The 15,911-nt window shown below is 64.8% G+C and carries 16 protein-coding genes; 10 read left to right on the top strand and 6 right to left on the bottom strand.

Annotated elements, in window-relative coordinates; all coding sequences use genetic code 11:
• Window positions 1–163 precede the first annotated feature (163 nt).
• From E1956_RS32570 to E1956_RS32590, 5 genes are all read left to right on the top strand, one after another.
• Window positions 164–754, top strand: a complete 591-nt coding sequence (locus tag E1956_RS32570; protein ID WP_134756957.1) for a class I SAM-dependent methyltransferase — start codon at window positions 164–166, stop codon at window positions 752–754.
• Between the two features lie 193 nt (window positions 755–947).
• Window positions 948–1,697 (top strand): electron transfer flavoprotein subunit beta/FixA family protein, encoded by a 750-nt coding sequence (locus tag E1956_RS32575; protein WP_134756959.1) that lies wholly within the window; start codon window positions 948–950, stop codon window positions 1,695–1,697.
• Window positions 1,698–1,712: 15 nt separating this feature from the next.
• On the top strand, window positions 1,713–2,645 hold the full coding sequence (locus tag E1956_RS32580; RefSeq protein ID WP_134756961.1) for an electron transfer flavoprotein subunit alpha/FixB family protein: 933 nt from the start codon (window positions 1,713–1,715) through the stop codon (window positions 2,643–2,645).
• Window positions 2,635–3,540: an HpcH/HpaI aldolase/citrate lyase family protein gene (locus tag E1956_RS32585; RefSeq protein WP_134756963.1), complete on the top strand. Its 906-nt coding sequence runs from the start codon at window positions 2,635–2,637 to the stop codon at window positions 3,538–3,540. Before E1956_RS32580 ends, E1956_RS32585 begins: the two co-directional genes overlap by 11 nt.
• The gene (locus E1956_RS32590; RefSeq protein WP_134756965.1) at window positions 3,537–5,210 is read left to right on the top strand and encodes an electron transfer flavoprotein-ubiquinone oxidoreductase; all 1,674 of its coding nucleotides are present in this window, start codon (window positions 3,537–3,539) and stop codon (window positions 5,208–5,210) included. Before E1956_RS32585 ends, E1956_RS32590 begins: the two co-directional genes overlap by 4 nt.
• Before the next feature lie 287 nt (window positions 5,211–5,497).
• On the opposite strand, the gene E1956_RS32595 is transcribed toward E1956_RS32590, so the two are convergent.
• Window positions 5,498–6,403 carry an NmrA family NAD(P)-binding protein gene (locus E1956_RS32595; RefSeq protein WP_134756967.1) on the bottom strand — a complete coding sequence of 302 codons (906 nt, stop codon included), beginning with the start codon at window positions 6,401–6,403 and terminating at the stop codon, window positions 5,498–5,500.
• A gap of 198 nt (window positions 6,404–6,601) precedes the next feature.
• Here E1956_RS32595 and E1956_RS32600 point away from each other — a divergent pair, with 198 nt between their 5' ends.
• Complete coding sequence (locus E1956_RS32600; protein WP_134756969.1) at window positions 6,602–7,486, top strand: AraC family transcriptional regulator; 885 nt, start codon at window positions 6,602–6,604, stop codon at window positions 7,484–7,486.
• Here E1956_RS32600 and E1956_RS32605 read toward each other — a convergent pair.
• Both E1956_RS32605 and E1956_RS32610 read right to left on the bottom strand, forming a co-directional pair.
• Complete coding sequence (locus E1956_RS32605; RefSeq protein ID WP_134756972.1) at window positions 7,476–9,185, bottom strand: tetratricopeptide repeat protein; 1,710 nt, start codon at window positions 9,183–9,185, stop codon at window positions 7,476–7,478. The two genes, E1956_RS32600 and E1956_RS32605, sit on opposite strands and share 11 nt — an antisense overlap.
• A gap of 195 nt (window positions 9,186–9,380) precedes the next feature.
• Complete coding sequence (locus E1956_RS32610) at window positions 9,381–10,892, bottom strand: CoA-acylating methylmalonate-semialdehyde dehydrogenase (RefSeq protein WP_134756974.1); 1,512 nt, start codon at window positions 10,890–10,892, stop codon at window positions 9,381–9,383.
• Window positions 10,893–11,448: 556 nt separating this feature from the next.
• Here E1956_RS32610 and E1956_RS32615 point away from each other — a divergent pair.
• Both E1956_RS32615 and E1956_RS32620 read left to right on the top strand, forming a co-directional pair.
• On the top strand, window positions 11,449–11,802 hold the full coding sequence (locus E1956_RS32615; protein ID WP_134756976.1) for a DUF4148 domain-containing protein: 354 nt from the start codon (window positions 11,449–11,451) through the stop codon (window positions 11,800–11,802).
• A gap of 185 nt (window positions 11,803–11,987) precedes the next feature.
• Window positions 11,988–12,323, top strand: coding sequence for a hypothetical protein (locus E1956_RS32620; RefSeq protein WP_134756978.1), 336 nt, complete (start codon window positions 11,988–11,990; stop codon window positions 12,321–12,323).
• Between the two features lie 253 nt (window positions 12,324–12,576).
• On the opposite strand, the gene E1956_RS32625 is transcribed toward E1956_RS32620, so the two are convergent.
• Window positions 12,577–13,296, bottom strand: coding sequence for a YceH family protein (locus tag E1956_RS32625; protein ID WP_134756980.1), 720 nt, complete (start codon window positions 13,294–13,296; stop codon window positions 12,577–12,579).
• 310 nt (window positions 13,297–13,606) lie between these two features.
• Between E1956_RS32625 and E1956_RS32630 the strand changes: the two genes are divergently transcribed.
• Window positions 13,607–13,831, top strand: coding sequence for a hypothetical protein (locus E1956_RS32630; protein WP_134756982.1), 225 nt, complete (start codon window positions 13,607–13,609; stop codon window positions 13,829–13,831).
• Window positions 13,832–13,961: 130 nt separating this feature from the next.
• Window positions 13,962–14,207: a hypothetical protein gene (locus E1956_RS32635; RefSeq protein ID WP_134756984.1), complete on the top strand. Its 246-nt coding sequence runs from the start codon at window positions 13,962–13,964 to the stop codon at window positions 14,205–14,207.
• A gap of 17 nt (window positions 14,208–14,224) precedes the next feature.
• Here the strand turns inward: E1956_RS32635 and E1956_RS32640 are convergent, their stop codons facing one another.
• Complete coding sequence (locus E1956_RS32640; protein ID WP_134756986.1) at window positions 14,225–15,055, bottom strand: DUF2182 domain-containing protein; 831 nt, start codon at window positions 15,053–15,055, stop codon at window positions 14,225–14,227.
• Between the two features lie 26 nt (window positions 15,056–15,081).
• A complete protein-coding gene (locus tag E1956_RS32645; protein WP_134756988.1) occupies window positions 15,082–15,846 on the bottom strand; it encodes a DUF899 domain-containing protein in 765 nt (254 codons plus the stop codon).
• Window positions 15,847–15,911: the final 65 nt, after the last annotated feature.

Raw genomic sequence — 15,911 nt, forward strand, 5'->3', positions numbered from 1 at the left:
AGGTGCATGAAGCGGGTAGTACGGACACCAGAATATCTGCTCATCTTTTGTTCTTCGCGCATCATGCGTACGCTGATCGTCACGATATGACGCGAGACAGACGTGGATGCGCTTCAATTTTGAACTCGGCGCGCATTGAACCTGGCGCATTGCGGAGGCACACGTGGACAAACCCACCATCGACACTTATACGAACGCCGCGAGCCGCTATGCCGAAGAGTGGCAGGCGCAGCCCGCGCCCGACGACATGTATGCGCTGCTCAAGCAGCACTTCGCGCACGGCGGCGAGACCGCCGACATCGGCTGCGGTGCGGGCCGCGACGTGGCATGGCTCGACGCCAACGGCTACTCTGCGATGGGCTACGACGCGTCAGCGGGATTGCTGGCTCAGGCAGTGGCGCATTACCCGCATCTCCGGTTCACGGAGGCTGCGCTGCCCGAACTCGATGGCGTGCCGCGCGGCGCATTCGACAACGTGCTGTGCGAGACGGTCATCATGCATCTGCCCGTGCCGCAGATAAGCGCTGCGTGCGCACGTCTCGTCGATATCCTCAAGCCGGGCGGCGTGCTCTATCTGTCATGGCGCGTTTCGGAGGGCGAGAGTCTGCGCGATGGCGCTGGACGCCTCTATGCCGCATTCGACACCGATATCGTGCGAGACGGCTTGAACGCCGCCACCCTCGTGATCGACAGCGAAGCCATCAATGCATCGTCCGGCAAGCGCGTTCACCGGATAGTCGCGCGGCGCAATTAACCGCGTGAATGCACATGCACAGTGTGCCATTGCACTCGTGCAAGCCGCCTGCGTCGCCACAGTCCAGCGGTTCATTCACCGACCAATAGGCGTGGACTATGACGGGCAGAGTTAATCGATAGTTGTCGTACATCGCGATCCCACGTGTAATGCGTTCTCAAGTAGCGCGTATGAAACAGTGGAGGGGACGAAAGTGAAGATCGTGGTGCCGGTTAAGCGTGTGGTCGATTACAACGTGAAAGTTCGCGTGAAGTCCGATGGCACGGGCGTGGATATCGCCAATGTGAAGTTCTCGATGAATCCGTTCGATGAAATCGCCGTGGAAGAAGCCGTGCGATTGAAAGAAGCGGGCGTGGCGACGGAAGTCATCGCCGTGTCTGCCGGTGTCGCGCAGGCGCAGGAAACGCTGCGCACGGCGCTGGCGATCGGCGCGGATCGCGCCGTGCTGATCGAATCGAATGAGGATCTGCAACCGCTCGCCGTGGCGAAGCTTTTGAAGGCGCTCGTCGATAAAGAACAGCCCTCGTTAGTTATTCTCGGCAAGCAGGCTATCGACGACGATTCGAACCAGACCGGCCAGATGCTCGCCGCGCTGGCGAACTTGCCGCAAGCCACGTTCGCTTCGAAGATCACCATCGCCGATGGCCGTGCCACGGTTGCGCGTGAAGTCGACGGCGGTGCGGAAACGCTTTCCCTGCGGTTGCCCGCGGTGGTGACCACCGACCTTCGTTTGAACGAGCCGCGCTACGTCACGCTGCCGAACATCATGAAGGCGAAGAAGAAGCCGCTGGAAACGATCAAGCCCTCGGATCTGGGCGTGGATGTCTCGCCGCGCCTGAAGACCCTGAAGGTTGCGGAGCCGCCCAAGCGTAGCGCAGGCGTGAAGGTTGCCGACGTGAATACGCTGGTCGAGAAGCTGAAGACCGAAGCGAAGGTGCTGTAAGGGGAGAGAAACAAAATGACGAATCTGGTTATTGCCGAACACGACAACGCATCGATCAAGGCGGCAACGCTGAACACCGTGGCTGCCGCGCAGAAAATCGGCGGCGATGTGCACGTGCTGATCGCAGGCCACAACGCCCAGGCTGCTGCCGACGCGGCCGCGAAGATCGCCGGCGTTGTGAAGGTGCTGCTGGCCGACGCACCACAACTCGAAGCGGGTCTTGCCGAAAATGTCGAGGCCACGGTCCTGAGCATCGCAAAGCACTACTCGCACATTCTTGCGCCCTCGACGGCAGCGGGCAAGAACGTTACCCCGCGCATTGCTGCGAAGCTGGACGTTGCGCAGATTAGCGATATCACGGCGGTGGATTCGCCGGACACGTTCGAGCGTCCGATCTATGCGGGAAACGCAATTGCAACGGTTCAGTCGCAAGACCCGATCAAGGTGATCACCGTTCGCACGACCGGCTTCGACGCAGTCGCGGCCGAAGGCGGCAGCGCAGCGATAGAGAAGCTCGAAGCGGCAGCCGACAGCGGCCTGTCGCAATTCCTGAGCCGTGAAGTCACGAAGCTCGACCGTCCGGAACTCACGAGCGCGAAGATCATCGTCTCGGGTGGCCGTGGCCTCGGTAGCGGCGAGAACTACACGAAGGTTCTGGAGCCGCTCGCCGACAAGCTCAACGCAGCGCTGGGTGCCTCGCGCGCAGCGGTGGATGCGGGCTACGTCCCCAACGATTACCAGGTCGGCCAGACCGGCAAGATCGTCGCGCCGCAGCTCTACATCGCGGTGGGTATCTCGGGCGCGATCCAGCATCTCGCGGGCATGAAGGACTCGAAGGTGATCGTGGCGATCAACAAGGACGAAGAAGCACCGATCTTCAGCGTCGCCGACTATGGCCTCGTGGGCGATCTGTTCACGGTCGTGCCGGAGCTCGAGCATGGCCTCTGACGTGCACGTCGCACCGGGCCTTGCGCCCTTGCGCGAGAGCGCCGCGCAGTCGGCATTCTCGCCGCAGTCGTACCTGTTCGTGCCGGGCAGCCGTCCCGAACGTTTCGAACGGGCGCTGTCCAGCGGCGCGGACGCGGTCATCGTCGATCTCGAAGACGCCGTCGAGCCATCGGCGAAGGATGCCGCGCGCGAGGCCATCGCGAGCTGGGTGTCGCGCTGCCACCCGGTGCTGGTGCGCATCAATGCGCGCGCCACGCCGTGGTTCGAACAGGACGCGAGGCTAGGCGCGCTCGATGGCGTAGCGGGTATCGTGCTGCCCAAGGCCGAGTGCGCCGAGGACGTCACGTCGGTCGTCGCCATCGCGCGGCGGCGTGTGCCTGTCTATCCGCTGATCGAGAGCGCGCAGGGCATGTGGAACGCGATGGCCATTGCCAGGGCGCCTTTCGTGAAGCGCCTGATGTTCGGCACGCTCGATTTCATCGCCGATATGGACATGCCCGACGACGGCGAGCCGCTCAATCATTATCGGAGCCAACTCGCGCTCATCTCGCGCGTGGCCGGCATCGAGGCACCCGTCGATGGCGTCACGCCCGATATCCACGATCTCGCGCGCATCGAGCGCGATGCGCTGAACGGCAAGCGGCTCGGCTTCGGCGCGAAGCTTTGCATTCATCCGAAGCAGATCGAGGCCGTGCACCGTTGCTATCGGCCGAGCGAGCAGGAGCTCGCCTGGGCGGCGCGCGTGGCCGATGCGGCGAGCAAGGCCGGCGCGGGCGCGATCACTGTGGACGGCAAGATGGTCGACCGCCCCGTTATGTTGCGTGCGCAACGGATTCTCGCGTTGGCGGCAACGCTCAAACAACAAGCTGAAAATCCCGAGGTGGTGGCCGAATGACCCCCGCAAGTCTTTTGGAGCAATACGGCCCACGCGAGTCGATGGAATACGACGTGGTGATCGTAGGCGGCGGCCCGGCGGGCCTGTCCGCGGCGATCCGCCTGAAGCAGCTGGCAGCAGAGAAAGGCGTCGAGATCGGCGTATGCGTGCTGGAGAAAGGCTCGGAGATCGGAGCGCATATCCTCTCGGGCGCGGTGATGGACCCGCGCGCCATCGACGAACTGATCCCCGACTGGAAGGAGCAAGGTGCGCCGTTGAACGTGCCCGTGGCCGAAGATCAATTCCTGTTCCTTACGGAAAGCGGTGCGAAGGCCGTGCCCAACTGGGCGCTGCCGGACAACTTCAAGAATCACGGCAACTACGTGATCAGCCTCGCGAACGTCACGCGCTGGCTGGGCCAGCAGGCCGAGGCGCTGGGCGTGGAGATCTTCCCGGGCTTTCCGGCTGCGGAAGTGCTCTACAACGACGATGGCGCGGTCAAGGGCGTGGCCACCGGCAACATGGGCGTGGGCAAGGATGGCGAGCCTACCGAGAACTTCCAGCTCGGCATGGAGCTGCACGCCAAGTACACGCTGTTTGCCGAAGGTTGCCGCGGGCACCTGGGCCGTCAGCTCAACGAAAAGCTCAAGCTGGGCAAGGATGCGGACCCGCAGGTCTATGGCATCGGCATCAAGGAGCTGTGGGAGATCGATCCGGCAAAGCACAAGCCGGGTCTGGTGATCCACACGGCAGGCTGGCCGCTCGAAAAGGACACCTACGGCGGCTCGTTCCTCTATCACATCGACAACAACCAGGTGATGGTGGGGTTTGTCGTCGGTCTCGCATACCAGAACCCCTATCTCTCGCCCTTCGAGGAATTCCAGCGCTACAAGACGCATCCGGCGATCCGCAAGTATCTCGAAGGCGGCAAGCGCGTCTCGTATGGCGCGCGTGCGATGACGGCGGGCGGTTTGATGTCGCTGCCGAAGCTCGTGTTCCCGGGCGGCGCGCTGGTAGGCGACGACGCGGGCTTCCTGAACGCGGCACGCATCAAGGGCAGCCATGCGGCGATCAAGACTGGCATGCTCGCGGCGGAAGCCGCGTTCGATGCGGTGCAGGCAGGCCGCCAGAGCGATGAACTGACGGCCTATCCGGAAGCGTTCAAGCAGTCGTGGCTCTACACCGAGCTCTACAAGGCGCGCAACTTCAAGCAGTGGATGAGCAAGGGCCTGTACCTGGGCACGCTGATGGTGGGCATCGAGCAGAAGCTGCTGGGCGGCAACGTGCCGTGGACGCTCCATCACCAGCATCGCGACCACGAAATGCTGCGCCCGGCCTCGCAATGCAAGCCGATCGAGTATCCGAAGCCCGACGGCAAGCTCACGTTCGACCGTCTCTCTTCCGTGTTTATTTCCAATACGAATCACGAAGAGAACCAGCCCGCGCACTTGACGCTGAAGGACGCAACAGTGCCGGTCGGCATCAACCTCAAGACCTACGCGGGTCCCGAGTCGCGCTTCTGTCCGGCTGGCGTTTACGAATTCGTGAAAGGCGATTCGGAAGACGACCGCCTGCAGATCAACGCGCAGAACTGCGTGCACTGCAAGACCTGCGACATCAAGGATCCCACGCAGAACATCGTGTGGGTCACGCCCGAAGGCGGCGGTGGACCCAACTATCCGAACATGTAGGATGGGGGACCGGGAGATCGGCGGATCGAGGAGACGCCGGGTACGTTATTGCACAAGAACGCTGGCGATGGAGTACCACGTTCCCATACGGGAACGAAAGTAGACGTTGAGGTCGTGGGGAGTGTTCCCCGTACCCGATCGGATACGAATTGAACGACGGAGCGTGCAATGACGCCTCCTCGTTCCCGCTCGGGAACGAGGGCCTTGCCGGGTCGCGAATGATCTGCCTGGCGCCCCAAAGGTCGGGTGGTGTCGGGCCGCTACACGCCGCAGCGGCCGCGCCAACCTCAAGCCCCCTGCAAGCGCGCCTCCGTGCGCAAACCCGCAACGATCGGCGCAAACACCTCGATCAACTCCGTCTTGCCGAAGCGCCGCTCATGCATGCCGAACTCGACGTCGATCTTGCCGGCGTTATGCACATCGTAGAGATCGGTGATCAACCGCGCATGACGCTCGCTGAGCCCCGCGCGCAGCAGCACCGGGGTCCACTGCTCGCGCGGCAGTTCGCGCGCGACCATCTCCTGGCCGCCGATCTCGGCGAGTACGTCGGCAACGTACGCCGCGCTGATCCGCCTCGGCCCCTCGATGCTCACGACGCGGGTGCCATTGCCGCGCGCCGCGTCGAGCAGCAGTTCCGCCGATGCGGTGCCAACGTCCTGCGCCGCGACCGTGGGAAAGCGCTTGTTCAACGGATGATGAAAACTCGGCAGCACGCCCGAGGCCAGCGCCGCAGGAATCGTGCGGCGCCAGTTTTGCATATGCTCAGCAGAACGAAGCAGAATCAGCCGGCCGGCGATGGGCTTCAATTGCTCCTCGAGGTAATGAAAAAGCCGCGTGATGCCGGTATTCGCATCCAGTTCGGCGCCGTAGTCGGACAGCGCGAGCACGGTCTCGGGCGGGTCCGCGCGCAGGGCCTCGGCGGCGACGTCGATTACCTTGCGCATCGTCGCCTCGGGATCCGCATCGGCCACGGGCACCGGACAAAGCATCTGCACCGCCTGCGCGCCGCGCATCGCCGCGGCTACCGATGCCAGGTCGGTCAAATCTGCGAGCGCGACCTCGCAGCCGAGCGCGGCAAGGCGCGCGCCATGACGCGTGTCGCGCACGACCGCGCGCACGGCGCGGCCCGCCTGCCGCAGCGCTGCGGCCGTTGCGAATCCGGCGTTACCCGAGGCTCCAAATATGACGTACATGACGACTCCTGTCCTGGTCGATGGGGGTGGTCAGATCGTAAAGGGGCCGGGACGGCAAGACGCGCAGGGAAGGATCGAAGCGAGCAAATCTAGATGATGCATTCCAGGTGCGTTGCGCCTGGCGTCCCGAATCCACTAGACTGGCCGCTCGACGTTTTGCGCAGCGGGCCGCCCGGGTGGCGCGCAATGGGGAATGCCATGAATGCAGTGCTGGAAGACGCGATAGCACCGGCGGTTGGCCGCGTGACGCTCGCAAGCAGTGACGCATTGGACTGGCGCGGCTTCGGCGCGCAAATGCTGGCCATTTCGGCGGGGCGGCATCGCATTCCCGGCACGGCATACCACCGTGTCGGCGTGCATTTTGGCGCCCCGGTGCGCGCGCATTGCGCCTGCGATGGCGTGCGCCTCGCGCGCATCCAGGCCGAAGGCGATGCCGACGTCGTTCCCGCAGGACTCGACGGCGTATGGACCGACGACGCCGACTGCACGGTGCTCAGCATCCGCCTTGAGGACACGTTCGTGCGCGAGATCGCCGGGCAGCTCGTGCGCAAGCCCGGTACCGCAACGATTCAGCCGCGCCTGCAGATGCGCGATGCGCGCTTGCAGCACCTCGCATGGGCGCTGCGCGCCGAGCTCGAAGCGGGCGAAGCGTCGGACCCGCTGTACGCGGAAAGCATCGGCACGGCGATCGCGGTGCGCCTGCTCGACGCCGCCGGGCCGCTCGAAGCGCGGCGCGTCGCCGTGCTCTCGCCGCGCCTTGCCGCACGCGTGACCGATTACATCGAGAGCCACCTCGATGCGCGTCTCACGCTCGCTGAGCTGGCTGCTTTGGCCGAGCTGAGCGTGCCCCATTTCAAGGTGCTGTTTCGCGCGACGTTGGGCATGCCGGTGCACCAATACGTGGTGCGGCGGCGGGTGGAACGCGCGAAGACGCTGTTACTGAAGGGCGGCCTCAACGCGACCCAGGTCGCGCTGGAGGTGGGCTTCGCGCATCAGAGCCATCTGGCGCACTGGATGAATCGCGTGCTCGGCGTGACGCCGCGCGAGATCATGCGCGACAGGGCGGCCCGCTTCACGGCTTGAGCAGACGCTCCAGCGCTTGCGTCGCGCGATGGATGACGCCGGCCCAGTTGCCGGGCTCGGTTTGGCGAAACAGGCGCGCGCGCGGATACCAAGGGGTGTCGTCGCGCTCGCGCAGCCAGCGCCAGCAGCCGTCGTAGCGCGAGAGTATCCACACGGGCTTGTTCAGCGCCCCGGCGAGGTGCGCCACCGAGGTATCCGCGGTGATCACGAGGTCCAGACCTTCGATGATCGCGGCGGTGTCGGCGAAGTCGTGCACGCTGCCCATCGGATCGAAGGGTCGCAGGTTCGCCGGCAAGTCTTCGATCTGGGGTTGAGACGCCGCGCCCTTCTGCAAGCTCACGAAGTGCACATCCGCACGCTCCGCGATGCGCAGCAAGGGCAAGAACGCGCGCGCTGGCAGGGAGCGGCGCTGGTCGATCGCATTCAACGCGCGGTCGTGCGGCCGTGGATCGCCGGCCCAGACGAGACCGACCTTGAAGCCGCCTGTGGGCAATCGCGCGCGCCACTCGCGCGTCAGGTCAGCGGGTACGCGCAGATAGGGCGTGTGGGCCGGGATCGTCTCGAGCGTCGTGCCGAAATGCATTGGCAGGCTCAGCATCAGGCACCAGTAGTCATGGCCGGGAATCGTGCCTGTGCCGTCGAGCGGATAGAGTGCGTCCACGCCCTCCAGGCCTTCGAAAAGCCGCTTCAGCGCGGGCGGGCAGGCAACGCCGAGCCTCGCCACCCCGCGCGCCTTCAGCAAGGGCAGATAACGGCAGAATTGCAGCAGGTCGCCATAACCCTGCTCAGGCCAGACAAGCAGCGACTTGCCCTCCAGAGGCTCGCCGCGCCATTTCGGATAAGGAACCGGCGGTTGCCGCCGGTTGGGCGTGTCGGCGGACGCTTCATTGCGCGCTTCGAAGTGGCGCCAGCCTTCCTCGAAGTCGCCAAGTCCCAGCAGCAGCATTGCAAGGTTCCCGCGTGCGGTCGCGTAGTCGGGGCGCAGTGACAGCGCCTCGCGATAAGCGGCAATGGCCTCGCTGCTGCGGCCTTGCCGATTCAGCGCATTGCCCAGGTTGTTGTGCATCTCCGGCGTGCTGGCGTCGATCGCCAGCGCATGCCGGAATGCGACTTCCGCGTCCCGGGGCTTGCCGAGGTCCAGCAGGACCAACCCGAGATTATTGTGTGCGAGTGCGTAGCCGGGTTGAATGCCGAGAATCCAGCGATATTCGGCTTCGGCCTGATCGAGGCGCTTCATTTGCCAGAGCAGCACGGCGAGGTTGTTGCGCGCGGGGACAGTGTCCGGGGCGATGGCGAGCGCACGCCGCAATGCGACTTCCGCCTCCGCTTCGCGCTGCTGCGCGCGCAATACGAGGCCGAGATTGTTCAGCGCTTCTGGCCAGTCTGGCTTGACCGAAAGCGCCAGTTCGAGGGTGTGTTCCGCTTGCGGTAATTGCCCCCGGCCATAAAACCAGCAGCCGAGACTGTTGAGCGCCTCCGCCTGATCGGCCGGGCGAACCTGCGCGTGTTGCCCCGACTGCGTGCCGGGCGGTTCGCCGGCTGCGTGGCGGAGCCCGTGGAGGCAGCGTGCGGCAAGCTCGATGGCTTGCCTCTGTGAGGGCGCGGATTGCAGCAACCGCTCGAGATGCGCCAGTGCCTCGTCGTAGTGTCCGGACGAGTAAAGCGTTTGAGACGCCAGCCAGGATTCAGCGCTCCACATGCTTTCACCTTTGTCTGTTGTGCGGGTCGTCCATCCTGCTACGCCTCGTTCGCAGCTTGAACGGGATAATTCCTAAAAGCAGCCTGATTTTGCGGCGGCGACCACCCGTGTGCTGCTGCGTCCCCAAAATACAAATGCGCCACTGCCCGCGTGTGGCGGGCAGTGGCGCAGTCTGCTTTTACTTCGTGCTACGAATTACTTGGCCACGGGCATCGTGAACTCCGCACCCTTTTCGGTGCTTTCCGGCCAGCGCTGCATGATCGACTTCTGCTTCGTGTAGAAGCGCACGCCTTCTTCGCCATAGGCATGCATGTCGCCGAACAGGCTGCGCTTCCAGCCGCCAAAGCCGTGCCATGCCATCGGCACCGGAATCGGCACGTTGATGCCGACCATGCCCACTTCGATCTGGCGGCCGAACTCGCGCGCCACGTTGCCGTCACGCGTGAAGCAGGCCACGCCGTTGCCGAACTCGTGGTCGTTGATCAACTGCACGGCGTGTGCGAAGTCGTCGACGCGCACGCAGGCCAGCACCGGCCCGAAAATCTCTTCCTTGTAGATGCGCATCTCGGGCGTGACGTTGTCGAACAGCGTGCCGCCGGTGAAGAAGCCGTTTTCGTGGCCCGGCACCTTGAGGCCGCGGCCGTCCACCACGAGCGTCGCACCTTCTTCCACGCCGGTTGCGATATAGCCTTCGATGCGCTCGAGCGCCTGGCGCGTGACGATCGGGCCCATTTCCGCGTCGGCTTCCATGCCGTTCTTCACGACGAGCTGGCGCGCGCGCTCCGCGAGGCGCGGCACGATCTTGTCGGCCACGTCGCCCACCAGCACCGCGACCGAGATTGCCATGCAGCGCTCGCCCGCCGAGCCGTAGCCGGCGCCGATCAGCGCGTCCACGGCCTGGTCGAGGTCGGCGTCGGGCATCACGACCATGTGGTTCTTCGCGCCGCCGAGCGCCTGCACGCGCTTGCCGTGCTTCGCGCCGGTCTCGTAGATGTAGCTGGCGATGGGCGTGGAGCCGACGAAGCTCACGGCCTTCACGTCGCGGTGCGTGAGCAGCGCGTCCACGGCTACCTTGTCGCCCTGCACGACGTTGAACACGCCATCGGGCAGGCCGGCTTCCTTGAGCAGGCGCGCCATGAACAGCGACGCCGAAGGATCGCGCTCGCTCGGCTTGAGCACGAAGGTGCAGCCCGCGGCCAGCGCGACCGGGAACATCCAGCACGGCACCATGCACGGGAAGTTGAACGGCGTGATGCCGGCGACCACGCCCAGCGGCTGGCGCACGGTCCAGTTGTCCATGCCCGTGGAGACCTGCTCGGTGTAATCGCCCTTGAGCAGTTGCGGCGCGCCGCAGGCGAATTCGATGATGTCGATGCCGCGTGCGACTTCGCCTTGCGCGTCGGCGAACACCTTGCCGTGCTCGGCGGTGATGATGGCGGCCAGCTCGTCCTTGTGGCGGTTCATGAGCTCGAGGAAGCGCAGCAGCACGCGTGCGCGCCGGATGGGCGGCGTGTTGCTCCACGCCGGGAACGCGGCTTTCGCGCTCGCCACGGCGGCATCGACGTCGGCGGCCTCGCCCAGTACCAGTCGCCGCGCGGTCGCGCCCGTGGCCGGGTTGAACACCGGCTGGGTACGGTCGCCCGTGCCGCGCTCGCTCTTGCCGCCAATGAAGTGGACTACGTCTGCGCTATCGGTATAGGCCTGCATCTCATCTCCTCGCCAGGTGGGTTGATGGAGGCCAGTGTACGGAGGTGGCGGCGCGCTGCAAAGACTCGTGCACTGAATTGATTGTTTTCCTGTGTGAACAATGGAATGGCGAAACGATGAAAGATGCTGCGGCGCAGCGCAGGCCAGTACACCACGCTTCGTGGCGCTCCGGAAGGCTGCCTGGCAGGGGCTGCCGCTGGCGTGGGGGCCGTCGGCGCAATCCGCATTACGCCGTGCCGTGGCCCGCTCCACGGGCAACCCGTATCGGCCCCGTGCTGCCTGCGAGCGCGCGCTCTTGATGCGCTTAAGAACACAGCGCATGCGTTGCCAGTTTGTACCGCAATGTATCTGTAGCGCACAAAGACACACCGGCTTGCAAAAGGCCCGGTTGCGGAAACAAGCGAGATACGTTCGAGGATTCAAATACCTACACGCAAGACGGATTCACGAATTGCGATCAATTCGGACACCACGCACGTGCAGCAGGATTGCGGCGCATGCGTACCGTCTTGATGCAGACCTTTATTGCGATCTTCCTTTACCTCTGGAGAAAGTCATGAACCTCGTTCGCACCCTTATTGCCGCCGCTGTCGTTGCCGTTCCCGCTATTTCGTTCGCTCAGACCGATCACGCGCTCACCCGCGCAGAAGTCCGCGCACAACTCGTCCAACTCGAGCAGAGCGGCTATCGCCCCGCCAGTGACAACACGCAATACCCCGCGAACCTGCAAGTCGCGCTCGCGCATCTCGACGCCGGCCAGGGCAATGCGAATGCCGCCTACGGCGGCGTGACGAGCGGCAGTTCGGCGGCGGGCGGACACGCGGCGCCCATGCACGAAGCGCGCACGCCGCAGGGATCGGGTGCTCAGGCGGATGTCGTAGGCCTCGAACCGATCTACGCCCACTCGTAATGCCGCGCAGCCGCCGCCGCCGCGAGGCGCGCCGGATCGGCCCGGCCCGGATCGGCCCGGCGGCGGAAATATACGGTTGCAGAACTCACAGATGCAACGTCAACATCGCGGCAACGGGCAGCGTTGAGCGGATGGACGGAATAGTTCCGTCGTCGACCTTCACGGAAACCCCAAGGGAGAACATCATGCGTACGTTGCCCGTTTATCTTGCCGCCATCGCCACCCTCACGCTTGCGTTCGCCGGGACGGCGTCCGCTTCGACCTCTACGCACTGGGACGCCACGCACGGACGCCGCGTCGAAGTCAATCATCGGCTGGCGAATCAGGACCGGCGCATTCACAACGAAGTCAGAGAGGGCGAGATGTCCCACGCGCAAGCCGCCCGTCTGCATCGCGACGATCACCAGATTCGCCAGGAAGAGCGTCTGATGGCGAGCCAGGACGGCAGCCACATCACGCGAGCGGATGACCGCGCGCTGAATCAGCAGGAGAACCACGTCAGCCGCCAGATCGGGCAATGACGTGCGCGGCGGCGCTCTCGCGGCCCGGCCGCGAGAGCGCCGGCCTGTCCCTGTGTGAAGATGGATATGATTAGGATCGCGAAGAAAGCGACGCGCATGCCGATTCGATATCGACATGCGCGTTTGCGACATGCGCGTTTGCGACGTGCACGTTTGCGACATGCGCGTATGCGATGCACGTGTCCACGACATGCACGCCCGCGATATGCGCGTCCGCGACGTGCGGGCGGCGCTCAGGCCGCCCCTTGCTGCGTTATGCGGCGCCCGAGAGCTTCTCGATAGAAATACCCAGTTCCTCGGCCATGCGCTCGACCATCGTCTGCAGGCGCGCGACTTCGTCGGAGAGGCGCTGTTGTTCGGCCTTGAGCGCTTCGTACTCGTCGGGCGTCACGCCGCCCGCTTCGCGTTCGCCGGCATCCGCACCGGCCAGCGTGGCTGCGCTCACGCTCACCTCGCCGCACAGCAGGTGCATCCAGCGGCTTTCGCGCTCGCCGGGCGCGCGCGGCAGCTTCACCACGAGCGGCGGCTCGCGTTCCGCGAGTTCGCTCAGAAAGGCCTCGACCGACGACACGTCGGCGAAACCGTGCAGGCGCGCGGAGTTCAGGCGCAACTCGGCGCCGGTTTGCGCGCCGCGCAGCATGAGCACGGTGAGCAGCGCAACGGCCTGCGCCGGCACGCCCAGCACGCGGTTCAGATTGTGCTCGAAGCGCGGCACGCGGCTGCTGCTGCCTTCGAACACGAGACTCACCAGTTTGAGGTCTTCGATGGCGTTCAGCGCCTCGGCCTCGCTCACGTTCATGACCGGCGTGCGCGCGGTCTTCTGGTTGCACCCCGAGGTGAGCGCGTTCAGCGAGAGCGGATAGGTGTCCGGCACGGTGTGCTGCTTCTCGACCAGCACGCCGACGATGCGGGCTTCAAGCGGCGTGAGCGCACGCAGCGTGCGCGGCGAGGAAGCATCGGCAGGGGTGTTCATAAGCGGTGGCGGGCAGGGGAGTTTTTACGGGATTCGATGATACCTGCTCGGCTCGCGCTTGCGAATCGATGCGCATTGCGTGTCGTGCTGCCGCGCAGCGACGGTGCGCCGCCTGCTTTGTAATTTTTATTGCGCTTTGCAACATCGTTCGCCTGGCGTGATTGCCCGAAGTCCCGCTATATGGACACGAAGCGTGGTGCCGCGCAAACAGTCAGTAACAATCCTTATTGCAGCGCAGCAAAATGACGCCTACACTGGTTGAGTCTGCTATTGACGTCGAATGCTTTCATTCAAAGGAGGGCGTGCCATCATGACGTCCGAAACGCCAACGCTGCACTCGTCCCCGAGGCTGCATGTCTTCGAGCAAGAAGGCGGCTGGCATTGGGGTATTACCGTTCCGCGGCCTGCTGGCAGCGGTTTCAAGGTCATCGCCTATAGCGAGACCACGTACGTCCACGAAACCGAAGCCCGGCGAGACGGAGATCGCGCACTTTATGATCTCCGTGAGGGCGCGCTCGCGGTTTTCGAGCAATAAAACGGGGCCCGGTCTTGCGGGCCTGTTCGCGTTTCCTCCAATACGGCCAGGTTGCATTTTCGGCCCCTACTGAACAAACTTTCTGGTCTACTCGGTCTTCTGTTTTGCCAGTCACGCAACCCGAAAAGGTATGACGATGATGCGAACCGAGATCGAGACGCGCCGCAAGCGTTACGCCATGCAGCGCCTTTCCCTCGCGATGAAGCGGCTCATTCAAGTCGACTCCGCCGATGAGCGGATCATGGCGACGCGCTGGGTGGTCGCCTGGGGGCGCGCCGTAGGCGAACGGCGCTTCGAACCCATGTGGCATGAGAGCGTGACCCGGGCGCTCGCCGCGTCAGCGCGGCACCAGAGCGCCGCGAACCGCGCGCAGTAAAGCCGGTCGTCGATGCATCAAAAACCCCGCACCATCATCGACACACCCGCAGCAACGCCGGCAAGCCCGAGGATCCGCGCGATCTGCCCCTGACACGGCGCCATACGCTCGGCGGCGATGGCGGCCGTCACGATGGCCATCGACCCCAGATCCATTACGCCGAGCGCGAGCAGCACAATCATCCAGTTGCCGCAGCAGCTTGCGCAACTCAGTCCGAGGCGCATCCCACGGCGCAGGGCCGCACATGCACTCGCTGGAGCGTGCCGCGTGCATTGGCGCATGTCATGGCACCAGGCGAGCCGCTTCGCTTTCCACGACGTGAATTGCAGCAGGCTCGCGAGCACAACGACCGCGCCCGCGGCGGCAGGCGCAGCGTGAGCGAACGCCGGCACCCGCAGCGCGATTGCGGCGAGCGCGGCGCCTAGTGGAAATACAGCGCACCCGGCAAGCATCCATACCAGGAAGTACCCCGTGCCGGCCAATATGATTAGTAATGCAGATCGAATGGGTGCGATATCGCGCCACGTCGTGCGCTCCCGTAGCAGCATCGGCACGAGCACGGGCAGCATCATCGCGGGCATCATGACCGCCCACATGCAGGCGAACGAGGCGGCGGCATGCAGCCACGTCTGCCCGCACATTGGCGTCCAGATCGCCGATAGCATCCAGCGTCCCGCCATTGGCGTTCCGCTCATCGTCGCCATGTACGCGTAGCGCCGCACGGTCGTGGCCGCGCTTGCCGCGAAGAGCAGCGCCGCCGCGCCGATCAGGATCGCGTTCGACGCAACGCGCGGGGATTTCTCGCGGCGGGATGCCCCGGGCACGCGTGCGATGTCGACGATGTTCATGACCAGTCCCGGCGATTTCAGCGATCTCAGCGATTGACGTACTCGTCGTGCCGCTTCCACCAGACGCCCGCTTCGTTGCGTCCGCGCGGCGCGCGGTCGAGCCACTGGTACATGCTCCACAGGCCGTCGAGGCCGCGCGCGTAAGTCGAATACGTGTGGTAGACCACGCCGTCCTCGAGCACGAACGCGCTCATGCCGGGGCGGTCGAGCGCGTAGGTGGCGGCGTCGGTGCCGCAGCTCGCCGCGAACTGCGCGACGGGTGCCGGCGGCGGCTCCACGTCCATCGCGTGGCGGCCGCGCATGTAGTTGTACTCGACGCTTCCTGCGCGTTGCTGCGCGGCCGTGAACGAGACGTTGAAGTCGAAGTTGAAGTCGTTGCCGCGCGACGACGCCCACGCAAACGTCCATCCCATGCGTTGCCGATAGGCCAGCAGCTTCGCGAGCGGCGCGCGCGAGACCGCCATGAGCGTCACGTCGTGATTCGCAAGATGGGCGACGCTGCCAGCAAAGCCGTCCGCGAGCGCCGAGCACGACGGGCAGCCCGCCGCGTAGTCGGGCCCAAACATGAAGTGATAGACGAGCAGTTGCGAGCGTCCCGCGAAGAGTTCCGGCAGCGTTGCCTGGCCTTGCTCGGTCTCGAACGAATACGCCTTGTCGACCCGCACCCACGGCATGGCCTGGCGTTGCTGGGCCAGCGTGTCGGCGCGCCGGGTGAGTTCCTTCTCGGCTGCGAGCAGGTCGAGCCGTGCCGCGAGCCATTGCTCGCGTGTTCCAGTCGTGTGCGTTGCCATGATTGCCTCCTGTTGATCGATCGAGAACCACCTGATTGCCGTGGTAGATTAGGCCGGGGCTTCGC

Origin of the sequence: Paraburkholderia pallida, from assembly GCF_004524855.1 — a bacterium.
GTDB classification, from domain to species: Bacteria; Pseudomonadota; Gammaproteobacteria; order Burkholderiales; family Burkholderiaceae; genus Paraburkholderia; species Paraburkholderia oxyphila.